The 20,404-nt window shown below is 45.8% G+C and carries 17 protein-coding genes; 7 read left to right on the forward strand and 10 right to left on the reverse strand.

Features of this window, described 5'->3' with window-relative positions; translation table 11 throughout:
- Positions 1-22: 22 nt before the first annotated feature.
- From ybgE to aspS, 9 genes are all read right to left on the reverse strand, one after another.
- Complete coding sequence (gene ybgE / locus CAG69_RS21400) at positions 23-325, reverse strand: cyd operon protein YbgE (RefSeq protein WP_047008559.1); 303 nt, start codon at positions 323-325, stop codon at positions 23-25.
- A complete protein-coding gene (gene cydX / locus CAG69_RS21405) occupies positions 318-425 on the reverse strand; it encodes a cytochrome bd-I oxidase subunit CydX (protein ID WP_000270284.1) in 108 nt (35 codons plus the stop codon). The genes ybgE and cydX overlap by 8 nt, the downstream gene beginning before the upstream one ends.
- 12 nt (positions 426-437) lie before the next feature.
- The gene (gene cydB, locus CAG69_RS21410; protein WP_006742909.1) at positions 438-1,574 is read right to left on the reverse strand and encodes a cytochrome d ubiquinol oxidase subunit II; all 1,137 of its coding nucleotides are present in this window, start codon (positions 1,572-1,574) and stop codon (positions 438-440) included.
- A 17-nt stretch (positions 1,575-1,591) separates the two neighbouring features.
- Positions 1,592-3,178, reverse strand: a complete 1,587-nt coding sequence (gene cydA, locus CAG69_RS21415; protein ID WP_161446141.1) for a cytochrome ubiquinol oxidase subunit I — start codon at positions 3,176-3,178, stop codon at positions 1,592-1,594.
- Between the two features lie 461 nt (positions 3,179-3,639).
- Complete coding sequence (gene ruvB / locus CAG69_RS21420; protein WP_031780162.1) at positions 3,640-4,644, reverse strand: Holliday junction branch migration DNA helicase RuvB; 1,005 nt, start codon at positions 4,642-4,644, stop codon at positions 3,640-3,642.
- 286 nt (positions 4,645-4,930) lie between these two features.
- Entirely contained in the window at positions 4,931-5,542 is a 612-nt protein-coding gene (gene ruvA / locus CAG69_RS21425; protein WP_012841979.1) for a Holliday junction branch migration protein RuvA, read from the reverse strand.
- A gap of 67 nt (positions 5,543-5,609) precedes the next feature.
- Complete coding sequence (gene ruvC / locus CAG69_RS21430; protein ID WP_012841980.1) at positions 5,610-6,131, reverse strand: crossover junction endodeoxyribonuclease RuvC; 522 nt, start codon at positions 6,129-6,131, stop codon at positions 5,610-5,612.
- Positions 6,132-6,222: 91 nt separating this feature from the next.
- The gene (locus tag CAG69_RS21435; protein ID WP_161446143.1) at positions 6,223-6,969 is read right to left on the reverse strand and encodes a YebC/PmpR family DNA-binding transcriptional regulator; all 747 of its coding nucleotides are present in this window, start codon (positions 6,967-6,969) and stop codon (positions 6,223-6,225) included.
- A gap of 142 nt (positions 6,970-7,111) precedes the next feature.
- Positions 7,112-8,890 (reverse strand): aspartate--tRNA ligase, encoded by a 1,779-nt coding sequence (gene aspS, locus CAG69_RS21440; protein ID WP_161446145.1) that lies wholly within the window; start codon positions 8,888-8,890, stop codon positions 7,112-7,114.
- A 273-nt stretch (positions 8,891-9,163) separates the two neighbouring features.
- Between aspS and CAG69_RS21445 the strand changes: the two genes are divergently transcribed.
- The 7 genes from CAG69_RS21445 to CAG69_RS22375 all read left to right on the forward strand — a co-directional run bounded on the left by CAG69_RS21445 (position 9,164) and on the right by CAG69_RS22375 (position 15,798).
- Positions 9,164-10,030, forward strand: coding sequence for a DUF72 domain-containing protein (locus CAG69_RS21445; protein ID WP_161446148.1), 867 nt, complete (start codon positions 9,164-9,166; stop codon positions 10,028-10,030).
- Positions 10,031-10,123: 93 nt separating this feature from the next.
- Complete coding sequence (cmoA, locus tag CAG69_RS21450; protein ID WP_012841984.1) at positions 10,124-10,861, forward strand: carboxy-S-adenosyl-L-methionine synthase CmoA; 738 nt, start codon at positions 10,124-10,126, stop codon at positions 10,859-10,861.
- A gap of 81 nt (positions 10,862-10,942) precedes the next feature.
- Positions 10,943-11,914 carry a tRNA 5-methoxyuridine(34)/uridine 5-oxyacetic acid(34) synthase CmoB gene (gene cmoB, locus CAG69_RS21455; protein ID WP_161446150.1) on the forward strand — a complete coding sequence of 324 codons (972 nt, stop codon included), beginning with the start codon at positions 10,943-10,945 and terminating at the stop codon, positions 11,912-11,914.
- Between the two features lie 276 nt (positions 11,915-12,190).
- Entirely contained in the window at positions 12,191-12,937 is a 747-nt protein-coding gene (locus CAG69_RS21460; RefSeq protein WP_012841986.1) for an ATP-dependent zinc protease family protein, read from the forward strand.
- An 11-nt stretch (positions 12,938-12,948) separates the two neighbouring features.
- The gene (locus tag CAG69_RS21465; RefSeq protein WP_005390741.1) at positions 12,949-14,454 is read left to right on the forward strand and encodes an inactive transglutaminase family protein; all 1,506 of its coding nucleotides are present in this window, start codon (positions 12,949-12,951) and stop codon (positions 14,452-14,454) included.
- Positions 14,455-14,457: 3 nt separating this feature from the next.
- Positions 14,458-15,426, forward strand: a complete 969-nt coding sequence (locus tag CAG69_RS21470) for an alpha-L-glutamate ligase-like protein (protein WP_161446152.1) — start codon at positions 14,458-14,460, stop codon at positions 15,424-15,426.
- A 219-nt stretch (positions 15,427-15,645) separates the two neighbouring features.
- Positions 15,646-15,798: a hypothetical protein gene (locus tag CAG69_RS22375; RefSeq protein WP_005390736.1), complete on the forward strand. Its 153-nt coding sequence runs from the start codon at positions 15,646-15,648 to the stop codon at positions 15,796-15,798.
- Between the two features lie 142 nt (positions 15,799-15,940).
- On the opposite strand, the gene mukB is transcribed toward CAG69_RS22375, so the two are convergent.
- Positions 15,941-20,404, reverse strand: coding sequence for a chromosome partition protein MukB (gene mukB / locus CAG69_RS21475; protein ID WP_161446158.1), 4,464 nt, complete (start codon positions 20,402-20,404; stop codon positions 15,941-15,943).

A 20,404-nucleotide genomic window follows, 5' to 3' on the forward strand; every position in this document is an offset into this window, starting at 1 on the left:
CTTTATTACAGCGTATTTCAGCCTAAAAGAAATAAAGTACCGTTAAATAAATTAAGATAGCTAACGAAAAATAGGGACTAAACAAAACTTGCCAGTACCAGTTTCTCGGTTTGAAGCCCACACCGTAAACCATGCTTGAGCATACAGACCAAATCAGTGCCGGTGCGATGATTGAGTTAAAACCACCAATCGCTTGATGATAAGCTTCAGGATCCCACATCACCAATCCTACGTGCATAAAGCCAAGGATGAGAGATAAGACTCTTAACAGAGTCTTATCCATCGGAGCGTGAAGTTTCGCTACCTTATCAGCGAGATTACTCACTGTCTTTGTCCATCATTTCTGAGTGCTCTAACCAAAGAGCGTTGATGATACCGAATGCACAAGCAAGTAGTACACCTAGAATCCATGCGAAATACCACATAGTAAATGCTCCTTAGTAAAGTGAGTTTTTGTTGTCTTCAATGTACTGATCATCAAGGCGACCAAACATCTTGTAGTAAGTCCAAGACGTGTAACCAAGGATGATTGGTACCATAACAAACGCAACGCCTGTCATTAGGTTCAGAGTCAGTTCAGATGACGTTGCATCCCACATTGTTAAGCTGTGGCTTGGCATTAAGTCTGAAGGCATGATGAATGGGAACATCGCAAAACCTGCAGTAAAGATAACGCCAGCAACACCCAAGCTTGAAGTAATGAACGAAATCGCACATTTTTCAAGACGAGATGCCAATACGGCAAGAAGCGGCATTGCAACACCTAGTACAGGAGCAGCCCATAGTAGTGGGTAGTTTTCAAAATTCTTCATCCACGCACCAGCTTCACGGATTACCTCTTTGTTTAGAGGGTTAGAAGCTGCATTAGTGTCGATACCGCCAACAATGACGTAACCATCGATATTTTGGATCCAGAAACCAGCCGCTACAAACGCTGCAACCGTCAGTAAACCTGCTAACTGAGCAACGTTGCGAGCACGCACGTGCACTTCGCCCGTTGTTTTCATTTGTAGCCAAGTCGAACCTTGCATCAAAATCATGAACAAGCTAACTAGGCCACACAGCAGTGCAAATGGGTTTAGAAGACCAAAGAATGAGCCATGGTATGTTGGCATCAAGAACTCACTCAATTGGAATGGTACGCCCTGTAGTAGGTTGCCAAACGCTACACCAAAGATGATTGGTGGAACAAAACCACTGATTGAGATACAGATATCCCAGGTATTGCGCCATTTTGGATCTTCGATTTTAGAGCGGTAGTCTAGGCCCAGAGGACGAAGCCAAAGTGCTGCTAGTGTCAAAATCATCGCTAAGTAGAAGCCTGAAAATGACGTTGCATAAACCAAAGGCCAAGCTGCAAACAATGCACCACCAGCAGTGATAAGCCAAACTTGGTTACCATCCCAGTGAGGGGCAATTGAGTTAATCATGACGCGACGTTGCGTGTCGTTTTTACCGATAATAGGTACAAGCGCGCCTACACCCATATCGAAACCGTCTGTTACTGCAAAACCAACTAGTAGAACACCGATTAGTACCCACCAGATGAGTCGCAAGATTTCGTAATCAAACATCTTGTTATCTCCTTACCTTACGCTTCTACTTGGCGACTAACTTTGTCTTCAACAGAGTCAGCATTTTGTTCGAAGTGGTAGCGACCCGTTTTCAGGCTACTTGGACCTTTACGAGCGAATTTCAACATTAGGTAAACTTCTGCAACCAGGAATACCGTGTATAGCGCCAGAATTGCGAATAGTGAAGTCCAGATTTCGCCAGCAGTTAGTGCAGAAGCTGCAACATGCACTGGTAAAATTTCACCTACAGCCCAAGGCTGACGGCCGTACTCAGCGACGAACCAACCCGCTTCAATCGCAATCCACGGTAGTGGGATGCTGAATAGTGCAGCTTTAAGAATCCATTGTTTTTGTTCGATCTTCTGACGACACGTTTGAACAAATGCCGCACCGAAAACGAATAGCATGATGAAACCACAAGCAACCATGATACGGAATGACCAGAATAGCGGCCATACTGTTGGGATTGAATCGTCCGCAGCAGCTTGGATTTGCTCTTCTGTCGCATCAACAACATTGTCTGTGTAGCGCTTTAGAAGTAGACCGTAACCTAGGTCACCCTTCACTTCATCAAACGCAGTCATGCTTTCTTCTGACTTGTCGCCTGCGCGAAGCTTCTCTAGAAGTTCATACGCGTACATACCGTCACGAATACGATCGACGTGCTCATCACGTAGGTCACGAAGACCTGTTACTTGCTCATCAAAAGAACGTGTCGCGATGATACCCATTACGTAAGGGATCTTGATTGCGTAATCTGTGTGCATGGTTTCTTGGTTAGGAACACCAAACAACGTAAACGCTGCTGGAGCTGGTTCTGTGTGCCACTCTGCTTCAATTGCAGCAAGCTTCACTTTTTGAACTTCACCAAGCTCGTAGCCAGATTCATCGCCAAGAACGATGGTAGATAAGATAGCCGCAATACCGAAAGAAGCAGCGATAGCAAATGAACGACGAGCAAACGCAATGTCACGACCTTTTAATAGGTAGTATGAACTGATGCCTAGAATAAACATTGCGCCACAAGTGTAACCAGAAGCAACCGTATGCACGAACTTAACCTGAGCAACTGGGTTTAGTACAACTTCAGAGAAGCTTACCATTTCCATTCGCATGGTTTCGAAGTTGAAGTCCGCGCCTACTGGGTTTTGCATCCAGCCGTTTGCGATAAGAATCCAAAGTGCAGAGAAGTTAGAGCCCAGCGCCACAAGCCAAGTAACCGCTAAGTGTTGACGTTTAGATAGACGATCCCACCCGAAGAAGAATAGACCAACAAAAGTTGACTCCAGGAAGAATGCGACAAGGGCTTCGATCGCTAGCGGCGCACCGAAGATGTCACCTACATAGTGGGAGTAGTAAGACCAGTTCGTACCAAACTGGAATTCCATGGTAAGGCCTGTCGCCACACCAAGTGCAAAGTTAATACCGAATAGCTTACCCCAGAACTTGGTCATGTCCTTGTAGATTTGCTTGTTCGTCATTACGTACATCGATTCCATAATGGCCAGAAGGAAGGCCATACCAAGGGTCAATGGTACGAATAGGAAGTGATACATCGCTGTCAGTGCAAACTGCAACCGCGATAGATCAACTACGTCAATCATGGTAACTCCTATGTGTCGGCTGAATGACACTCTCTACATATTGCAATCCATACTCAAGTGTTATTTACACTTGAAAAATGTTGAATTATCACAACTCATTGTTGCAAAAATGTGCTTCATTGGTTAGTTAATTGTTAAGCATCAGCTAATATAGCTAGGGCTAATATTACTTGTAAAAACAGATTGTTTCAAAAGGTTTATAGCCGGAATGCGCTTTGATATACATCAATGTTTATGCGCGGAATTTGCACAAAAATCCATCACATTGATCCAGATCAACCAGTATTAGATACGGATGTTAAGAGAGAGTAATCAGGAGAGAAATTAACCAGTTGCGAGCAAACATAGAGTTAACAATCAATGCTTTTTACTTACTAAACTGATATGAGAAGAAATTCAAAAAATGTGAGTTTGGTCAACTTTAATGAAGCACTGGGCCGCAAAGGCCCAGCGAGGGAATCTTATTTTTCAATTCCGAAATGCAAATACGCACGATCTGTCGCGATTCTTCCACGCGGAGTGCGTTGTAAATAACCTTGCTGAATAAGATAAGGCTCAAGAACGTCTTCGATAGTATCCTTTTCTTCACCAATCGCTGCCGCCATGTTATCGAGTCCGACCGGACCACCACCAAATTTCTCCATAATTGCGAGTAGCAGTTTGCGGTCCATATAATCGAAACCTTCGGCGTCCACATCAAGCATATTCAGCGCTTTGTCGGCAACCTCTGCACAGATGTGACCATTTCCTTTCACTTCCGCATAATCGCGAACACGACGTAGTAGACGGTTAGCAATACGTGGTGTGCCACGTGCACGTCTTGCCACTTCCAATGCACCTTCAGGTTCCATTGACAAACCTAAACAATCCGCGCTGCGCTGCACAATATCTTGGAGGTCTTTTATCTTATAAAACTCAAGGCGCTGAGTAATACCAAAGCGGTCGCGCAATGGTGACGTTAAAGAGCCCGCTCGGGTCGTCGCACCAATTAACGTAAATGGTGGTAAATCGATCTTAATAGAACGAGCGGCCGGACCTTCACCGATCATAATATCCAGTTGATAATCTTCCATCGCCGGATACAGCACCTCTTCAACCATCGGGCTCAAGCGGTGAATCTCATCGATGAACAACACATCGTTTTCTTCTAGGTTAGTTAACAGCGCGGCCAAATCCCCTGCTTTCTCAAGTACAGGGCCCGAAGTGGTGCGAATGTTCACTTCCATTTCATTGGCAACGATATTCGCAAGTGTGGTTTTACCCAAACCTGGAGGACCAAAAATCAAAAGGTGATCAAGTGCTTCGCTACGTAACTGAGCAGCTTTAATGAAGATCTCCATTTGGTCACGGACATGGTCCTGACCTTGGTAATCCGCTAATTTTTTTGGTCGAATAGCACGGTCAATGACATCTTCATCACGAAAGGCAGGGTTTTCTGGCGCGATTAAACGATCGGCTTCAATCATCTTTTTACCTTGAAAAATGGTTACCTGAGAGAATAATGCCGCTCGTTTAACAGCAAGTGGCATATTTCTGTATCTCGTCATCCTGTACAGCGACGAAGGAGCGTGATACAGGATCTTCTATCCGAGCGGTTTATGGTCAAATTGTTTCATTAACCGCTCAGCGTGCTGCTATTAGATTCCCAGTCTCGCTAGGCTCGCTGGAATGACACAAAAAATATCGTTAAGCGATTGGCGTTAACCTTAGAGAATGAGTTATCTTGAACAAATGCTCACTGTGAAACCAGCGTTACACCATTGATTTTAGAGCTTCACGGATCATTTGCTCACTGCTCATGTCCGGTTTAGCGATCTGAGACACCACTTTCGACGCTTGAGTCGGCTTGTAACCCAAAGCTAGAAGCGCGCTAATTGCCTCTTCTTCCGCGTTGTTGGATGTCGCACCAGAATCCGCAGGAGCAGCATCCGTAAATGGTGTAAATAGATCGCCAGCACCCCACCCTTTCAAGCGGTCTTTCATTTCAACAACCAATCGCTCTGCGGTTTTCTTGCCAACGCCTGGAAGCTTAACCAGCGTAGAAACGTCTTCATGTTCCACACAAGTAACAAATTGCGTTGCTGTCATACCAGAGAGAATACCAAGACCGAGTTTAGGACCAACGCCATTGGCTTTGATCACTTCACGGAAAAGTGCTCGTTCTTTTACTGTGTTGAAACCGTATAGCAATTGTGCATCTTCACGGACGACAAAGTGAGTATAAATAATGGCTTCTTCGCCAACATTTGGCAGCTCGTAAAAACAGCTCATTGGCATCTGTACTTCATAACCAATGCCATTAACTTCAATTAATACTTCAGGTGGTTGTTTTTCAATCAGTGTGCCACGAAGACGTCCAATCACTATAAATACTCTTTGGAAATGAATTTGCGACAGGATAATAAAGAACTGGATAGACATCCAGTTAATTTTATCGGTAGCGCCCTTTTCTGGCACTGGTTGCTTTGCCCGCTAAGGCAACGAGGGTTTTGTTCGTATTGGCATGACAAATCGCCACACCTAAAGCATCGGCTGCATCCGCTTGAGGCTTGGCGGGCAGTTTAAGCATCTGCTGAACCATATGCTGAACTTGCGCTTTGTCCGCACCACCAGTACCGACTACAGCTTGCTTAATAAGACGCGCGGCGTATTCGTATACCGGCAACTCTGCATTCACCGCAGCAACAATTGCGCTGCCACGAGCCTGGCCAAGCTTTAATGCTGAATCCGCATTTTTAGCCATAAACACTTGTTCAATCGCAAATACGTCCGGTTGAAACTGAGTAATGATTTCCGTGACGCCAGCGTAAATCTGCTTAAGACGGCCCGGAAGTTCTTTTTCTGAAGTACGAATACAGCCACTACCAAGGTATTGCAAATGGCGTCCATTTTGACGAATGACCCCATAACCGGTAATGCGTGAACCTGGGTCAATGCCCAAAATAATTGACATGAATGATCCTAAAAATGAGGCCGAATGCGGCCTCAATTTCTTATTATTACTTTCTAATTTCGGAGCGAATAACGCTCACTGCACATTGAGTTTACCCTAGAGAGGCTGCAACGTCGTCAGAGATGTCACCGTTGTGATAAACCTCCTGAACATCGTCCAGATCTTCTAAAGCGTCAATCAAACGAAGCAGTTTTGGCGCCGTGTCCACATCCAGTTCTGCTTTCGTTGAAGGGATAAGCGACACTTCGGCGTTTTCCGCCTCAAAACCTGCAGCATCAAGGGCATCTTTTACGAGTCCAAAATCGCTTGGCGCGGTGTAAACATCAATCGAGCCATCTTCTGATGTTTCGATGTCATCAGCGCCACTTTCTAACGCCACTTCCATCACCGCATCTTCATCTAAACCTGGGGCGTATGAGATCACGCCTTTCTTGTCGAAAAGATAGTTTACACTACCATCCGTACCCAGATTGCCTCCTGACTTCGAGAACGCATGGCGTACGCCAGATACTGTGCGATTTCGGTTATCCGTCATACATTCGACCATGACCGCAGTGCCACCCGGACCATAACCTTCATAGATTACGGTTTCCATATTGTCATCGCCTTCACCACCAGCACCTCGGCTGACAGCGCGGTTGACAGTGTCACGCGTCATGTTGTTAGACAACGCTTTATCAATTGCAGCTCGCAAACGTGGGTTATTTTCTGGCTCACCGCCTCCCTCTTTTGCAGCAACAACGATTTCACGGATTAATTTGGTAAAGATTTTGCCGCGCTTCGCATCTTGCGCTGCTTTACGGTGACGAATATTCGCCCATTTACTATGACCTGCCATAATTCACCTTTTAATGTATTTTGACGCTTAATAGCAAACATGAGCTAAAAAGCGTTGCTTGGGAAATTGCTTTGGAAGTTTCTTAGGTTTATTTAAACAAAAACTCCCGCAGTTGCGGGAGTTTTCTTCAAATGTTGTGCGCTTATTCTGCGTCTTTTTCTTTCGCTGCAGTCACTGCGATTGCTAGCTCTTCTAGCGCTGCTGGGTTCGCAATGCTTGGTGCGTCTGTTAGTAGACACGCCGCTGCTGTTGTTTTCGGGAATGCAATAACATCACGGATGTTCTCGGTACCACATAGCAGCATCACTAGACGGTCAAGACCGAATGCAAGACCAGCGTGTGGAGGCGTACCGAATTTTAGTGCATCAAGCAGGAAGCCGAACTTAAGCTGTTGCTCTTCAGGTGTGATGCCTAGAATATCAAATACGGCTTCTTGCATATCTGCGTTGTGGATACGGACAGAACCACCGCCAACTTCGTAGCCATTTAGAACCATATCATAAGCGTTAGAGTTTGCCGCAGCTGGGTTCGCTTTTAGCTCTTCCGCAGTCACACCTAGAGGTGACGTGAATGGGTGGTGCATCGCGTGTAGGTTGCCTTCGTCATCTTCTTCGAACATTGGAAAGTCAACAACCCATAGTGGAGCCCATGCTGATTCGTCAGTTAGCTCTAGGTCTTTACCTAGCTTCAGACGCAGTGCGCCCATAGCTTCTGCAACGATACCCGCTTTATCAGCACCAAATAGGATGATATCGCCAGATTCCGCTTGAGTGCGATCTAGGATAGCATTGATCACGTCTTCGTTTAGGAACTTAGCCACTGGAGACTGGATACCTTCCATGCCTGCAGCACGATCGTTAACCTTCATCCAAGCTAGACCTTTCGCACCGTAGATACCAACGAATTCACCGTAGCCATCAATTTGCTTACGAGTCAAAGATGCACCACCTGGAACGCGAATAACGGCAACGCGGCCTTTCTCATCGTTTGCTGGGCCAGAGAATACTTTGAACTCAACGTCTTTCACTAGGTCAGCGACATCAACTAACTCTAACGGGTTACGTAGGTCTGGCTTGTCAGAACCGAAACGGCGAATCGCTTCGCTGAATGGCATTACTGGGAACTGACCTAGGTCTACGTTTAGTAGCTCTTGCCACATATCGCGAACCATGTTTTCAGTCACTTCACGTACTTGGTCAGCCGTCATGAATGACGTTTCGATATCGATTTGAGTGAATTCTGGTTGACGGTCAGCGCGTAAGTCTTCATCACGGAAACACTTAACGATTTGGTAGTAACGGTCAAAACCAGACATCATTAGAAGTTGTTTGAATAGCTGTGGAGACTGAGGAAGCGCGTAAAAGCTGCCTTTGTGAACACGGCTAGGTACTAGGTAGTCACGCGCGCCTTCTGGTGTCGCTTTCGTTAGTACTGGTGTTTCGATATCTAGGAAGCCGTTGTCATCTAGGAAACGACGAACAAAGCTAGATGCTTTAGCACGTAGCTTGATGCGGTCACTCATTTCAGGACGACGAAGGTCTAAGTAACGGTACTTCAGACGTTGCTCTTCAGAGTTCTTTTGGTTGAAGTCTAGAGGCAAAACGTCACTGCGGTTGATGACTTCAAGACCTGTCGCAAGGATCTCAACTTCACCTGTTGCCATGTCTTTGTTTGCTTGGCTTTCTGGACGAACTCGTACTTCACCCGTTAGTTTGATACAGAATTCATTACGAAGTGTGTTAGCCACTTCATACGCATCCGCCATATCTGGATCAACAACTACCTGAACGATACCTTCGCGATCTCGCATATCAATAAAAATAAGACCGCCTAAATCACGACGACGGTTAACCCAGCCGCAAAGTTCTACAGTTTGTCCTGCAAGGGACTTGTTCAGGTGACCACAGTAATGGGTACGCATAATGAAATTCCCAATCTCTCAAATGTTGTTAACTACGCTCTGTCAGCCTCATTGCTAAGCAGAGTAAAGATTCAGTTATACGCTGAATGTCCACGAAAATCGACTACTCAACATACAATTACGTGTGTTTTATCATTCACTGGTGCTTTTTAGTACAACAAATGTTCAAAAGCGCACCAAAGCGAAAAAATTGGGGAGGATTATAGCGTGAAATTACCTATTTCAGCAAAACTCTCGTAAAGTATTCACACGAGTAGCAAGCAGTAAAGAATAATGGATAACTTACCTCTTCGACTTGGATTGACGATGTGGTCGCACAATCAATGGCAACAAAGTTTTTACGGCAGCGGGACAAAGCCCGCTGAACGTTTAGAAAGGTATGCGCAAGTGTTTCATACCGTGGAAGGCAACACGACATTTTATGCCACACCGACGCTCAATACAGTGCAAAACTGGAGAGCCGCAACCCACGATGATTTTCGCTTTACTTTCAAACTTCCTAAAGCCATCACTCATGAGCAAATGCTAAGAGGTTGCAGCGAACAACTGAGAGACTTCATGAAAATCATGGAGCCGTTGCATGACCGTGTGGGGCAATGGACAATTCAATTGCCAGCCGCTTTTGGTCCTGAGCACCTTGATCGACTGAAAAAGTTCTGTGCGAGCTTTCCACCTAACTTCCCTCTTGGTGTTGAGGTTCGTCATATGGCATTTTTCTCCAAAGGTGAAGAAGAGCGAGCGCTTAACCAATGGTTAGTAGAAAATAACATTGACCGCATTATTATGGATAGCCGCCCTGTCTTTGCCGCTAAGCCAGACAATGAAGCGATTATTGATGCACAAATGAAAAAACCACGAGTCCCTGTTCACGCCATTGCTACCGCTTCACACCCTTTGATTCGCTTTATTGGTCATCCAGAAGAACAGCAAAATTACGAGTTTTTTAAACCATGGCTCAACAAGTTGCCACAATGGATTGCCGAAGGTAAACAGCCATATGTCATGATCCATACCGCAGACAATATAATTGCGCCAGAGTTGGCTGCAAACCTGTATAAAGACATACAAAAACGTATCACGCTCCCTGAGTTAGCGCCTTTCCCAGCTGACGATGGCAACTCGCAGTTACAGATGTTCTAACGCAACACATGACAGAGGCGCGAAATTCCCATAAAATACGCGCCTTTTTTGGTGCCTGACATTTTCAGGCGGCTTGTATGCAGAGACTTAGTTATGAACCCTAAGAGCAATCCAGATACTATTTTTTCGGCTCCAATCGATAAAATTGGGGATTTCACGTTCGATGAACGCGTAGCGGAAGTATTTCCTGACATGATTCAACGATCGGTACCGGGTTACAGCAATATTATTTCTGCAATCGGTATGCTGGCAGAGCGTTTTGTAAAGCCCCACTCAAACATCTATGACCTTGGCTGTTCTTTGGGTGCTGCAACATTGTCTATGCGTCGCCATATCAAACAAGAAGGTTGCCAAATCATCGCAGTGGACAACTCTCCTGCGATGGTTGAGCGTTGTAAACTTCACGTCAACGCGTACCGAAGCGATACTCCTGTAGATGTGGTTGAAGCGGATATTCGTAATATCGATATTGAAAACGCATCAGTTGTCGTACTGAACTTTACTCTGCAATTTCTTTCTCCAGACGATCGTTACGCCCTGCTTGAACGAATCTACGCGGGTCTACGTCCAGGCGGAATTTTGATTTTGTCGGAGAAATTCGTCTTCGAAGATGAAGTGTCAAACGAGCTATTAATTGACCTTCACCACGACTTTAAACGTGCAAATGGTTATAGCGAACTAGAAATCAGCCAAAAGCGCAGCGCGATAGAAAACGTAATGCGCCCAGATTCAAAGAAAGAACATAAAGAGCGTTTCGCTAAAATTGGCTTTTCTAGCTACGATGTTTGGTTCCAATGCTTTAACTTCGGCTCCATGTTCGCGATTAAATAGACCATGCATACAAAGCCTGAACCATACCGATTTCGGCTTTTGTTAATAATTTATACCCATCAACTCAGCGATTAACTAACTATGTTTAACTTTGCAAATTTCTACCAATTGATTGCCCAAGACACCCGTCTTCAACCTTGGCTTAATGTGCTTCCACAACAGCTAACGGATTGGCAAAATGCAGAGCACGGTGACTTTGGTCGCTGGTTGAAAGCCCTGAACAAAATCCCAGCGGGTAGACCGGACAACATCGACATTGTTGATTCTGTCACGATTTCAAACAATGAGCCCATGCCTCAAGGGGAACTTAAAAAGCTAGAAAGCTTACTTCGTACATTCCATCCTTGGCGCAAAGGGCCATACCACGTACACGGCATTCATATTGATACTGAGTGGCGCAGTGATTGGAAATGGGACCGCGTGCTTCCGCATATTTCTCCATTAAAGAACCGCAGCGTACTCGATGTTGGTTGTGGTAACGGCTACCACATGTGGCGTATGCTGGGTGAAGGTGCACGCTTAACCGTCGGTATCGATCCATCTCATCTGTTCCTAATTCAGTTCGAAGCAATTCGTAAACTAATGGGCGATGACCAACGTGCGCACCTACTGCCGTTGGGTATTGAACAACTACCTAAGTTAGAAGCGTTCGACACGGTATTCAGCATGGGCGTGCTTTACCACCGTCGCTCTCCATTGGATCACTTGGTGCAGCTAAAAGATCAATTAGTGTCTGGTGGTGAACTCGTACTAGAAACACTAGTGATTGAAGGTGATGAGAATTCAGTGTTGGTTCCAACTTCTCGTTACGCACAAATGCGCAATGTCTATTTCTTCCCTTCAGCAAAAGCACTGAAAGTATGGTTAGAGTTGGTAGGATTTGAAGATGTGCGCATCGTTGATGAAAACGTCACTTCGGTTGATGAACAACGTACCACAGATTGGATGACGCATAACTCTCTACCAGACTATCTAGATCCGAACAACCCAAGCAAGACTGTAGAAGGTTACCCTGCCCCTCGCCGCGCGGTTCTTGTCGCTCGCAAACCATAATTCGCTGAGATTCCTGACATTGTCTTAACTCATTTTACGAGTTAAGACATTACCCTCTTTCCTCGTACTGAGCGTGTTTGTTTTTCGAGTCCATTTGTTACATCAAAACATAAGCACGCTCTAAATAAGGATGCGCTTTTATGTCCTTGATTTTTAGCTTTTCATCACTATTCCTCAAACAATAAGTAATAGAGAAACATTCTTACTTGTGAGGCTTTATCGATATGAGCTAAACTCCTAAAAAATAAACAACTTAATCCAATCCCAAGGTTTTCAATGTTATTACGATTGACCCCGATTGTTGCCATCGCCTTACTATCTGGATGCTCACTAACCAAAGGCGAACAGTACCACCAAGAAACGTTAGCGGCTATTCAAACTTCAGAAGCGAATGTCAATAATCGCATTACTAACTTAGAGCTTCAGCTCAGCAACCAATCGGACTATATCGACAGCCTTGAAGAACAAGTCGATAAACTACAGGTTGAACTTCTGACATTTCGCGATGAAGCAATGGCAGAAGTGAAAAAGCCAAAAGAGCCGATTATTGTCCAATCTCCTGCTCCTGTGGAACCAACACCAACTCATGATATTGTCCTTGGCTCAATTGAAAAGGTCACTATCGACTCCATTAAGCAGACTTTTGATGCACGTGTCGACACCGGTGCCGCAACCTCATCTTTAAATGCAGTTGATATTGAAGAGTTCGAAAGAAACGGCAAAAACTGGGTTCGATTCCACCTGGCAGATACCAGTAAATCCGAAGAAGAAAAAAATACTTGGATCGAAGCGCCTGTCATTCGTTACGTAAAAATTCGCCAAGTTACCAGTGAAGAACTAGAACGTCGCGCTGTAGTCGAACTTTGGGTGCGCGTTGGAAAAATTCATGAAAAAGCGCAATTTACGTTGGCAGATCGCTCGCATATGAACCATCCTATTTTACTGGGTAGAGAATTTATGCGCGACATCGCACTTGTCGATGTAAGTCGTACCTATATCCAAACGGACGAAGATAAAAAATAATAAGGTAGATTATGACGTCAAAAATACCGTTTTACCTTTCAATCATCTTATTGGTGATTGCGGGCATTGCTTTGAGTGTTTTCAGACATGAAAACTACGGCGTGCCTTGGACACCAGGCGAAACTCGTCAGGTATGGGATGTAGAGGCACGTATTGAGTTCAATGCTAACGGCAATGAAGTCAAAGCTTCACTCGCAGCACCTCATACACAAAGTGGTTATACGCTTATCGGTGAATCCGCTTCCTCTTCTGGTTATGGCGTTTCCTACATTAATTCTGATTCTGGACGTCGTGCCGAGTGGTCAATTCGTCAGGCCAAAGGTCCTCAAACCATTTACTACAAAGCGCAGTTCTTAGTGGACCCTCAGGCTAAAGTTACGCCTCTACCACCAACTGAAGACATTACGCCACCAACGCTATCAGCGCCACAAGCCGCGGCGGCAAATGCCCTTGTAGAGCGTGCGATGAGTCGCTCTGCCGACAATGTGACCTTCACTCGTGAGCTCATCAAAGCGCTTAATGACCCAGACAGTCAAAATTCATCGCTACTACTGAATGACTTCAGCCGTACTGATGCACTACATAATATTTTGCTTACCGCAGGTATACAGAGCAAAACCGTCGGTGTTATCGAACTAGAAGATGGCCGTCGACGCCAAACCATTCAACCAATGGTTCAGGTTTGGTCAGGTAAAGATTGGGTGCTGTTCTCACCAAATTCCGAACAGAAAGCCGTGAAACCAAACTTATTAGTTTGGGATGAGTCGAACGTATCCCTGCTTGATCTTGTTGGTGGTAAAAATAGCCAAGTTCATTTCTCAATGATCAAACAAGAAATGACTCCACAGCAAGCGACGAACAACAAGATAGAAGCTGATGGGCTGCTGAATATTTCAATTCATAGCTTGCCTCTTGAAGAACAAGCGATGTTTAAGACCATCATGCTGATCCCTATCGGTGCCCTTATCGTGGTGTTCTTGCGTGTGATTATCGGTCTGAAAACATCCGGCACTTTCATGCCAGTACTGATTGCTGTTGCGTTTGTTCAAACCCAGCTATTAACGGGTATTGTCGGTTTCTTATTGATCGTTGGCACAGGCTTGATTATTCGAAGTTACTTATCGAGGTTGAACTTACTGCTTGTAGCACGGATATCAGCGGTCATTATTACCGTTATTATGATCATTTCGGTGTTCACAGTAGTCGCATTTAAGATGGGCTTAACGGAAGGCTTAACAATTACGTTCTTCCCTATGATCATCTTGTCATGGACAATTGAACGTATGTCTATCCTATGGGAAGAAGAAGGTGCGAAAGAAGTCGCTCTGCAAGGTGGGGGCTCACTGCTCACCGCAGTATTGGTTTACTTAGCGATGACGAACTCATACATTCAGCACCTAACCTTTAACTTCATTGGTCTACAGTTGATTGTTCTGGCCGGTATTCTATTACTAGGTACTTACACAGGTTACCGTCTAACTGAGTTACGTCGTTTCAAACCACTAGCGGAGGACTAAACGATGTTAGAAAGTTTTACTTCGCCAGCTAAGCTTCGCCATAAAGGCATTATGGGGATGAACAAACGTAACCACAGTTATATCGGCCGTTACAATGATCGTTCTAAATACCCATTAGTTGATGACAAGCTCAAGACTAAAATTATTGCGCAGGCAGCAGGGGCGACCGTCCCTGCCCTGATCGGTGTTATTCATAACCAAGCAGAAGTAAAGACCATCCATAAGATGGTGCAAGATTGGCCTGGTTTTGTTATCAAGCCCGCTCAAGGTAGTGGTGGTAAGGGTATTTTGGTTATTACCTCGCATAAAGATGGGGTCTATACCAAACCTTCCGGCTCTACAATTGGTAAGGATGAAGTTGAACGTCATATCAGTAATGCGCTTGCTGGCCTTTTCTCTCTTGGTGGTAAAAACGACGTCGCAGTCGTTGAGAACCTGATTAAGTTTGATGATTGTTTCGATGGCTTCAGTTATGAAGGTGTGCCTGATGTTCGAATCATCGTATTTAAAGGCTACCCTGTTATGGCAATGATGCGCTGTTCTACGGCGGCGTCGGACGGTAAAGCAAACCTACACCAAGGCGCTGTGGGCGTGGGCATTGATATCGCCACAGGTAAAGCAATCCGAGCGGTGCAATTCGACCATCCAGTCACCCACCATCCGGATACAGGCAAAGACCTTTCTACCCTCCAAGTCCCGCACTGGGAGCGCTTGCTTGAGCTTGCGTCTAGTGCGTGGGAGATGACAGGGTTGGGGTACATGGGCACTGATATGGTGTTAGATAAAGAAGAAGGACCTATGGTTTTAGAGCTCAACGCTCGTCCTGGCTTAGCAATCCAAATCGCTAATGGTGCGGGCTTGCTTCCTCGTTTGAAACACATAGAGAGCCTCGGCACACCTGCCGAGTATCCAAAGCCGATTGAACGTGTCGCCTACGCAGCAGAGCAGTTTGGGGTAAAACCACAGTTCTAATCGCCAATCACAATATCATTCGCCAGTAATTGTTCGGATTGCTGGCGTTTTTGTTTCCGTTTCCAAAACCGTCTACCTACTCATCTTATTAAACAAACTCACCTCACCTATAACTTGAATCAATGATCGAGCTAACAGAATCAACATAGATCGTTTCTTTTCTCCTTTAACTTTTGAGTATGATGAGGTCTCCCCTTACTCAACTTGAGAGGTTGAGAAATGCTAACAAAAGAAACAGATAACGATGAACCAGAGCTTGAAGAACAAGAGAGCTTAGACCAGCATTTACAACGCTTGTCTGAGCTTTCTGTCCAAGCACTTGAAGAGCTTGCTGAAATGATCGATATCAGAGACGATATTTCAGAGGAATAAAACTTAGCCTCCCCGCTAAGTTCTATTAATAAGCCGAGACTGTCGTCCTACAGTCTCGGCTTATTTTATACGCTTTGAAGCCTCCCGCTAACAAATACAAAAACGCCCGCGTTCATTGCGGGCGTTTTGCTAGATTCGGAGTTTACGATTCAAACTCTTCGATCATCTCTTGCGCTTCAGTCTTAGGCTTATCCGTTTGACCAAAACCACGTAGACCAACTACGTGTACGTGCTCATGGTCTTTAAACACCTTACGCACCAACTTGTAGGTAGTCCCTTTCTCTGGGCTGATGTTTTCTGGTGCCGCGATAAGAAGTTGCATATCCAGACGGTCACACAATTCGAACAATGTCGCGATCGATTTCGCATCCAGACGCGCTGCTTCATCCAAGAAGAGTAAACGACAAGGCACAATGTCTTTGCTGCGTAGACGACGAGACTCTTCTTCCCAGCTTTGCACGACCATCAATAGAATTGACTGACCGGTACCGATCGCTTCACCTGTTGATAGTGCGCCAGACTCAGCCTGTAGCCAGCCATCTGTACCACGGTTCACTTCTACACTTAGCTCTAGGTAGTTACGGTAATCCAGTAGCTCTTCACCCAGAACCTGAGGAGAACGTTGACCCATATCGATATGTGGGTTCACACGTTGGAACAGTTTCGCCATTGCTTCAGAGAAGGTAAAGCGAGTCGATTCGAACAGATCTTTATGCTGCTCTTGTTGTGTCGCTAGACCGTTCAGTAGCACTTCGTGACTTTCGCGAATTTTCACGTTTAGACGTACGCCCTTGACCTGACCGAACGAGATGTTCGACAAGCCTTGGTTCAGCATACGAATACGGTTTTGCTCACGCTGAATCGTCTTCTTGATGATGCTCGCTACCGACTCAGAGCTGATCGCTAGGCGGTTTTCACGTTGCGTTAGCTCTTCCGTTAGACGCGCCAGTTCCACTTCCATCTCTTCGATTGCTTCAACTGGGTCATCAGTACGGATGATATCCTGACGAATACGCTCACGAAGGTGTTGGTATACCGCAATGTAGAACAGAACTTTACGCTCTGGGCGAGCGTTGTCTTCAGACAAACGAAGTGCATCACGCAAGTCATCATTGTTTGCAACAGCAAGACGCAGCGCACCCAATGATTTATCCGACATGGAACGCAATTCATCTGCCGACATATACGCCAGTTCACGTTTGTGTAGACGACGCTCAACATCGTTTTCACGCGCTAAGCGAAGTACTGAACACCAACCCGCTTTCGCTGCAACTACAAATTTGCGCAGCTCTGCGTATTCTTTCTGCACTTTATTCAGACGTTTCGCCAAGCCTTTCATCTCAAGCTCGGTCGACGTTATCGTGCGCTCGTATTCACTCTTACGACTGCGAGACGTGTGTAGACGCTCGTGCAGTTCGTCACGACGACGCATTGCACGTTCTTCCGCACCTTCGTCCGCATTAACACCAAACTCTTGAAGTTCTTGTTTGAACTCTTGAACGGTTTCTTGCTTAGCTTGATGCGAACTCTTCAAAGACGCCAATACTTGGTTGTATTGGTTCATTTGTCCTTGTGCTTGCTTCAACTCTTCACGAGAACGAGTACGAGTCTGTTCAGCTTGAACCAACTTCGCTTTTAGCTGCTCACTCAGTTCGCTACTTTTGTTCAGAAGATCAACCGAGTCTGAGTAAGCGAAGTAGTGACGACGTTCAACCAGATCCGAGAGTGCAAAGATTTGCTTCTTAAGATCTTGTAACTGTTCATCTGCCGCTTTGTATTCTGCTTCTAGTGCATCAAATTGCTCTGGGTCAGCATCAAGCGCAGACGCAATATTCTCTAGTTGCGCGACGGCTTTTGCATGGTTGTTTAAGAAGTTTTTCGCCTCTGCAAGCTGAGCGATTTTCTCTTCTAGCTCATCAAAACGCGCTTGCAATGATTCATCTTCAACAAGCACCATGTGTGATGCTAGCTTGTCCAGAGAAGACAGTGCTTGCTTACTAGTTTGAAGCTGAGAGCGTTGCTGCTGCTCTTTTGCATCCAGATCCGCCAACACGCGAGCGATTTGGTTACGCTTATCACGAATGGTTGCCAGTGCTTGTTCTGGATCAGCGTCAAAAGCTACTTGAATGTGGTTAGACACAAATTGGTTAAATGCTTGGTACAAGCGCTGCATTTTCTGAGAATCAAACGCCGCTTTTGCGTGTTTCTCTACCACTTCTTCTCGTTCGTTACGCAGCAACTCTAAACGCTGCTCACGGGCCGCACGACCAAACAATGGGATCTCAGGCAAGCGAGAGTAACGCATTTGGCGATCGTTCATGCGAACACAAACCGCGCCCTCTAACTCTTCTGCATCGAACGAGCTGTCATCAAAGGCATCGATGTCACCTTCAATGATGTACAAATCTTCTGGACAGTCGTCTAGCTCTACCAGTTTCTCTTCGATACCTGACAGGTCAGAAACAACGATAGCGTGACGAGCCGGACCGTACATCGCACTGAAGTAAGGCGCGTCATCAATCGTGATGTCATCGTAGATCTCAGACAGCAATACGCCGCCCAGTGTATCAGCCAAACCTTTCAGACGAGGGTCGTTTGAACCACCAGGAGAAGCAAGACGCTCAATCTCAGAGTCTAGCTGGCTACGGCGCTCAGCAAGCTTATCTTTAGCTAAAGACAGCTCCCTTTCTTGTTCAAGGACAACTTGCATGTGGTTCATTACCGCATGGCGATCCTCAAGCTCTTCACCGCTCTGCTCTCTCAGTTTCTCTAGCGCATCGTTCGCCGCAATCCAAGCTGGTGCTATTGCTTCAAGCTTACTGATTTCTGCCACCGCGTTTTGCTCTAGACGGCGCTGTTCACCACGCTGATCACGAACTTCTTCTTGAGCTATCTCTAGTGATTCGATTTGCGTCGCATGACGTTCACGTTCTTGTTCAAACGTAACCTCATCGGTTAGTTCAACGTGATATTGTTTTTTGTATTCAGCAACCAGTTCACGTGCTTGACGCTGCTGGTTAAGGCTGCGTTCGAGATCACGGTGTTGTGCTCGCCATTGCTGTTCGTTTTGTGCGATTTGTTGTGACTCACGCGCTTTCGCAATTGCGGTTTTCGCATGTTCAGACGCGTCTTTGCGCTCAACTTGACCAACGATGCTTTGTACCAGTTTAAGCGCGGTTTCAAACTGCTCTGCCGCTGCAGAAGACATGTCCAGTTTGTGCTTAACCGATAGCAACGCATTGGTGTTTTCTGATTCTTTGCTCTTAAGCTCAGAGACAAGCGCTTGAGCCGATTCCGCCGTTAGGCTGTCATCGCCAAGTAGCTGCTTCGCTTTCTCCAGCGCTTGAACTGCTTGTTGATATTGAAGGGCGCGAGTTTGCTGAACGTCAAGAGCTTGCTGGTAATCAGCAAGTTGCGTCTTAAGGCTATCCACCTCTTCTTCTGCAACGGTAGCTTGCTCTTCAGCCATCATCACGCGTTCTTGCACTTCTTCCACTACCATCATTTGTTCTTCAAGACGCTCGCTCAGCTCTTCAAGATCTTCTTGGTAGCGTTCGATCTTCTCTTGCTGACGCAGCGCGTTTTGCACCAGTTGCAAGTGATCAGAAGCCGCTTGGTAGTCTTGCTCTAAAGAAGATTCTGACTCGATCAGCAGTTCCAGCTCTTCTTGAACGCGGTTAAGCAGGTTGTTTTGCTCAATCAAGGTCTCGCGAGAACCAAATAACTCTGAACGCAAAGACAGTGTCTGTTCTAGTTTTTTACGACGCTCGTTGGCATGGCGCATATAGTCCGCTGCCACGTAGTTGGTCGACTCTGTAATCAAGTGTTTGAACAAGTCACGGTCTGCTTGCGTAGTTTTGATCGCTTCTAGCGTCATGCGGTTTTCACGCAGCGCCGATTCCATATCTTGGAACGCTTTCTTCACGCCGCCGTTTTGTGGCAGAAGGTAGTCACGTAGCGAGCGCGTAATCGCACTTGAAATACCACCGTAAAGCGATGCTTCGATCAAGCGGTAGAATTTAGAGCGGTCACCAGAGTTACGCAATTTCTTCGGAATCACACCGAATTCAAACATTTGTGCGTGGTAATCAACAATAGAAGAGAAGGCTTTGAATTGAACACCTTCAAATTCCGCGATCGATTCTTTTACTTCGTTGATTTGACGTACACGAGCTTGAGTCGCAGATACGCTTTCAACCAAAATATCTGTTGGTTTTATATGGCTTGGAAGGCCTTGAATAACAAACGGTTTGATGTCTACTTTCTTATCACGACCCGCTACTTGCTGCAGTTTTACGGCAAAAAGTAGGCGTTGGTTACGTGAGTTCACCACGTCTAGTGCTGCATAACACGCCCCCGGTTGTAGCTTACCGTATAGACCTTTATCGCGAGACGATTGGCTGCTGCCCGCTTCGGTTGTGTTACGGAAGTGCAGTAGCGTTTGGTCAGGAATCAATGCGGTGATGAATGCCGCCATTGTGGTTGATTTACCTGCACCGTTACCACCTGATAGCGTGGTGACCAGACCATCGATGTCAAACGTACGGGCAAAGAAGCCGTTCCAGTTGACCATGGTCAGCGATTGGTATTTACCGCGTTCAATCAT

Source organism: Vibrio sp. V43_P6S15P86, assembly GCF_009904725.1.
In the GTDB taxonomy this organism is placed as follows: domain Bacteria; phylum Pseudomonadota; class Gammaproteobacteria; order Enterobacterales; family Vibrionaceae; genus Vibrio; species Vibrio diabolicus.

Bases quoted from the DNA above. Each gene is read 5' to 3' on its own strand.
- cydX (WP_000270284.1), bottom strand. From the start codon at position 425: ATGTGGTATTTCGCATGGATTCTAGGTGTACTACTTGCTTGTGCATTC.
- cydB (WP_006742909.1), bottom strand. From the start codon at position 1,574: ATGTTTGATTACGAAATCTTGCGACTCATCTGGTGGGTACTAATCGGT.
- cydA (WP_161446141.1), bottom strand. From the start codon at position 3,178: ATGATTGACGTAGTTGATCTATCGCGGTTGCAGTTTGCACTGACAGCG.
- ruvB (WP_031780162.1), bottom strand. From the start codon at position 4,644: ATGATTGAAGCCGATCGTTTAATCGCGCCAGAAAACCCTGCCTTTCGT.
- ruvC (WP_012841980.1), bottom strand. From the start codon at position 6,131: ATGTCAATTATTTTGGGCATTGACCCAGGTTCACGCATTACCGGTTAT.
- CAG69_RS21435 (WP_161446143.1), bottom strand. From the start codon at position 6,969: ATGGCAGGTCATAGTAAATGGGCGAATATTCGTCACCGTAAAGCAGCG.
- aspS (WP_161446145.1), bottom strand. From the start codon at position 8,890: ATGCGTACCCATTACTGTGGTCACCTGAACAAGTCCCTTGCAGGACAA.
- CAG69_RS21445 (WP_161446148.1), top strand. From the start codon at position 9,164: ATGGATAACTTACCTCTTCGACTTGGATTGACGATGTGGTCGCACAAT.
- cmoA (WP_012841984.1), top strand. From the start codon at position 10,124: ATGAACCCTAAGAGCAATCCAGATACTATTTTTTCGGCTCCAATCGAT.
- cmoB (WP_161446150.1), top strand. From the start codon at position 10,943: ATGTTTAACTTTGCAAATTTCTACCAATTGATTGCCCAAGACACCCGT.
- CAG69_RS21460 (WP_012841986.1), top strand. From the start codon at position 12,191: ATGTTATTACGATTGACCCCGATTGTTGCCATCGCCTTACTATCTGGA.
- CAG69_RS21465 (WP_005390741.1), top strand. From the start codon at position 12,949: ATGACGTCAAAAATACCGTTTTACCTTTCAATCATCTTATTGGTGATT.
- CAG69_RS21470 (WP_161446152.1), top strand. From the start codon at position 14,458: ATGTTAGAAAGTTTTACTTCGCCAGCTAAGCTTCGCCATAAAGGCATT.
- CAG69_RS22375 (WP_005390736.1), top strand. From the start codon at position 15,646: ATGCTAACAAAAGAAACAGATAACGATGAACCAGAGCTTGAAGAACAA.
- mukB (WP_161446158.1), bottom strand. From the start codon at position 20,404: ATGATTGAACGCGGTAAATACCAATCGCTGACCATGGTCAACTGGAAC.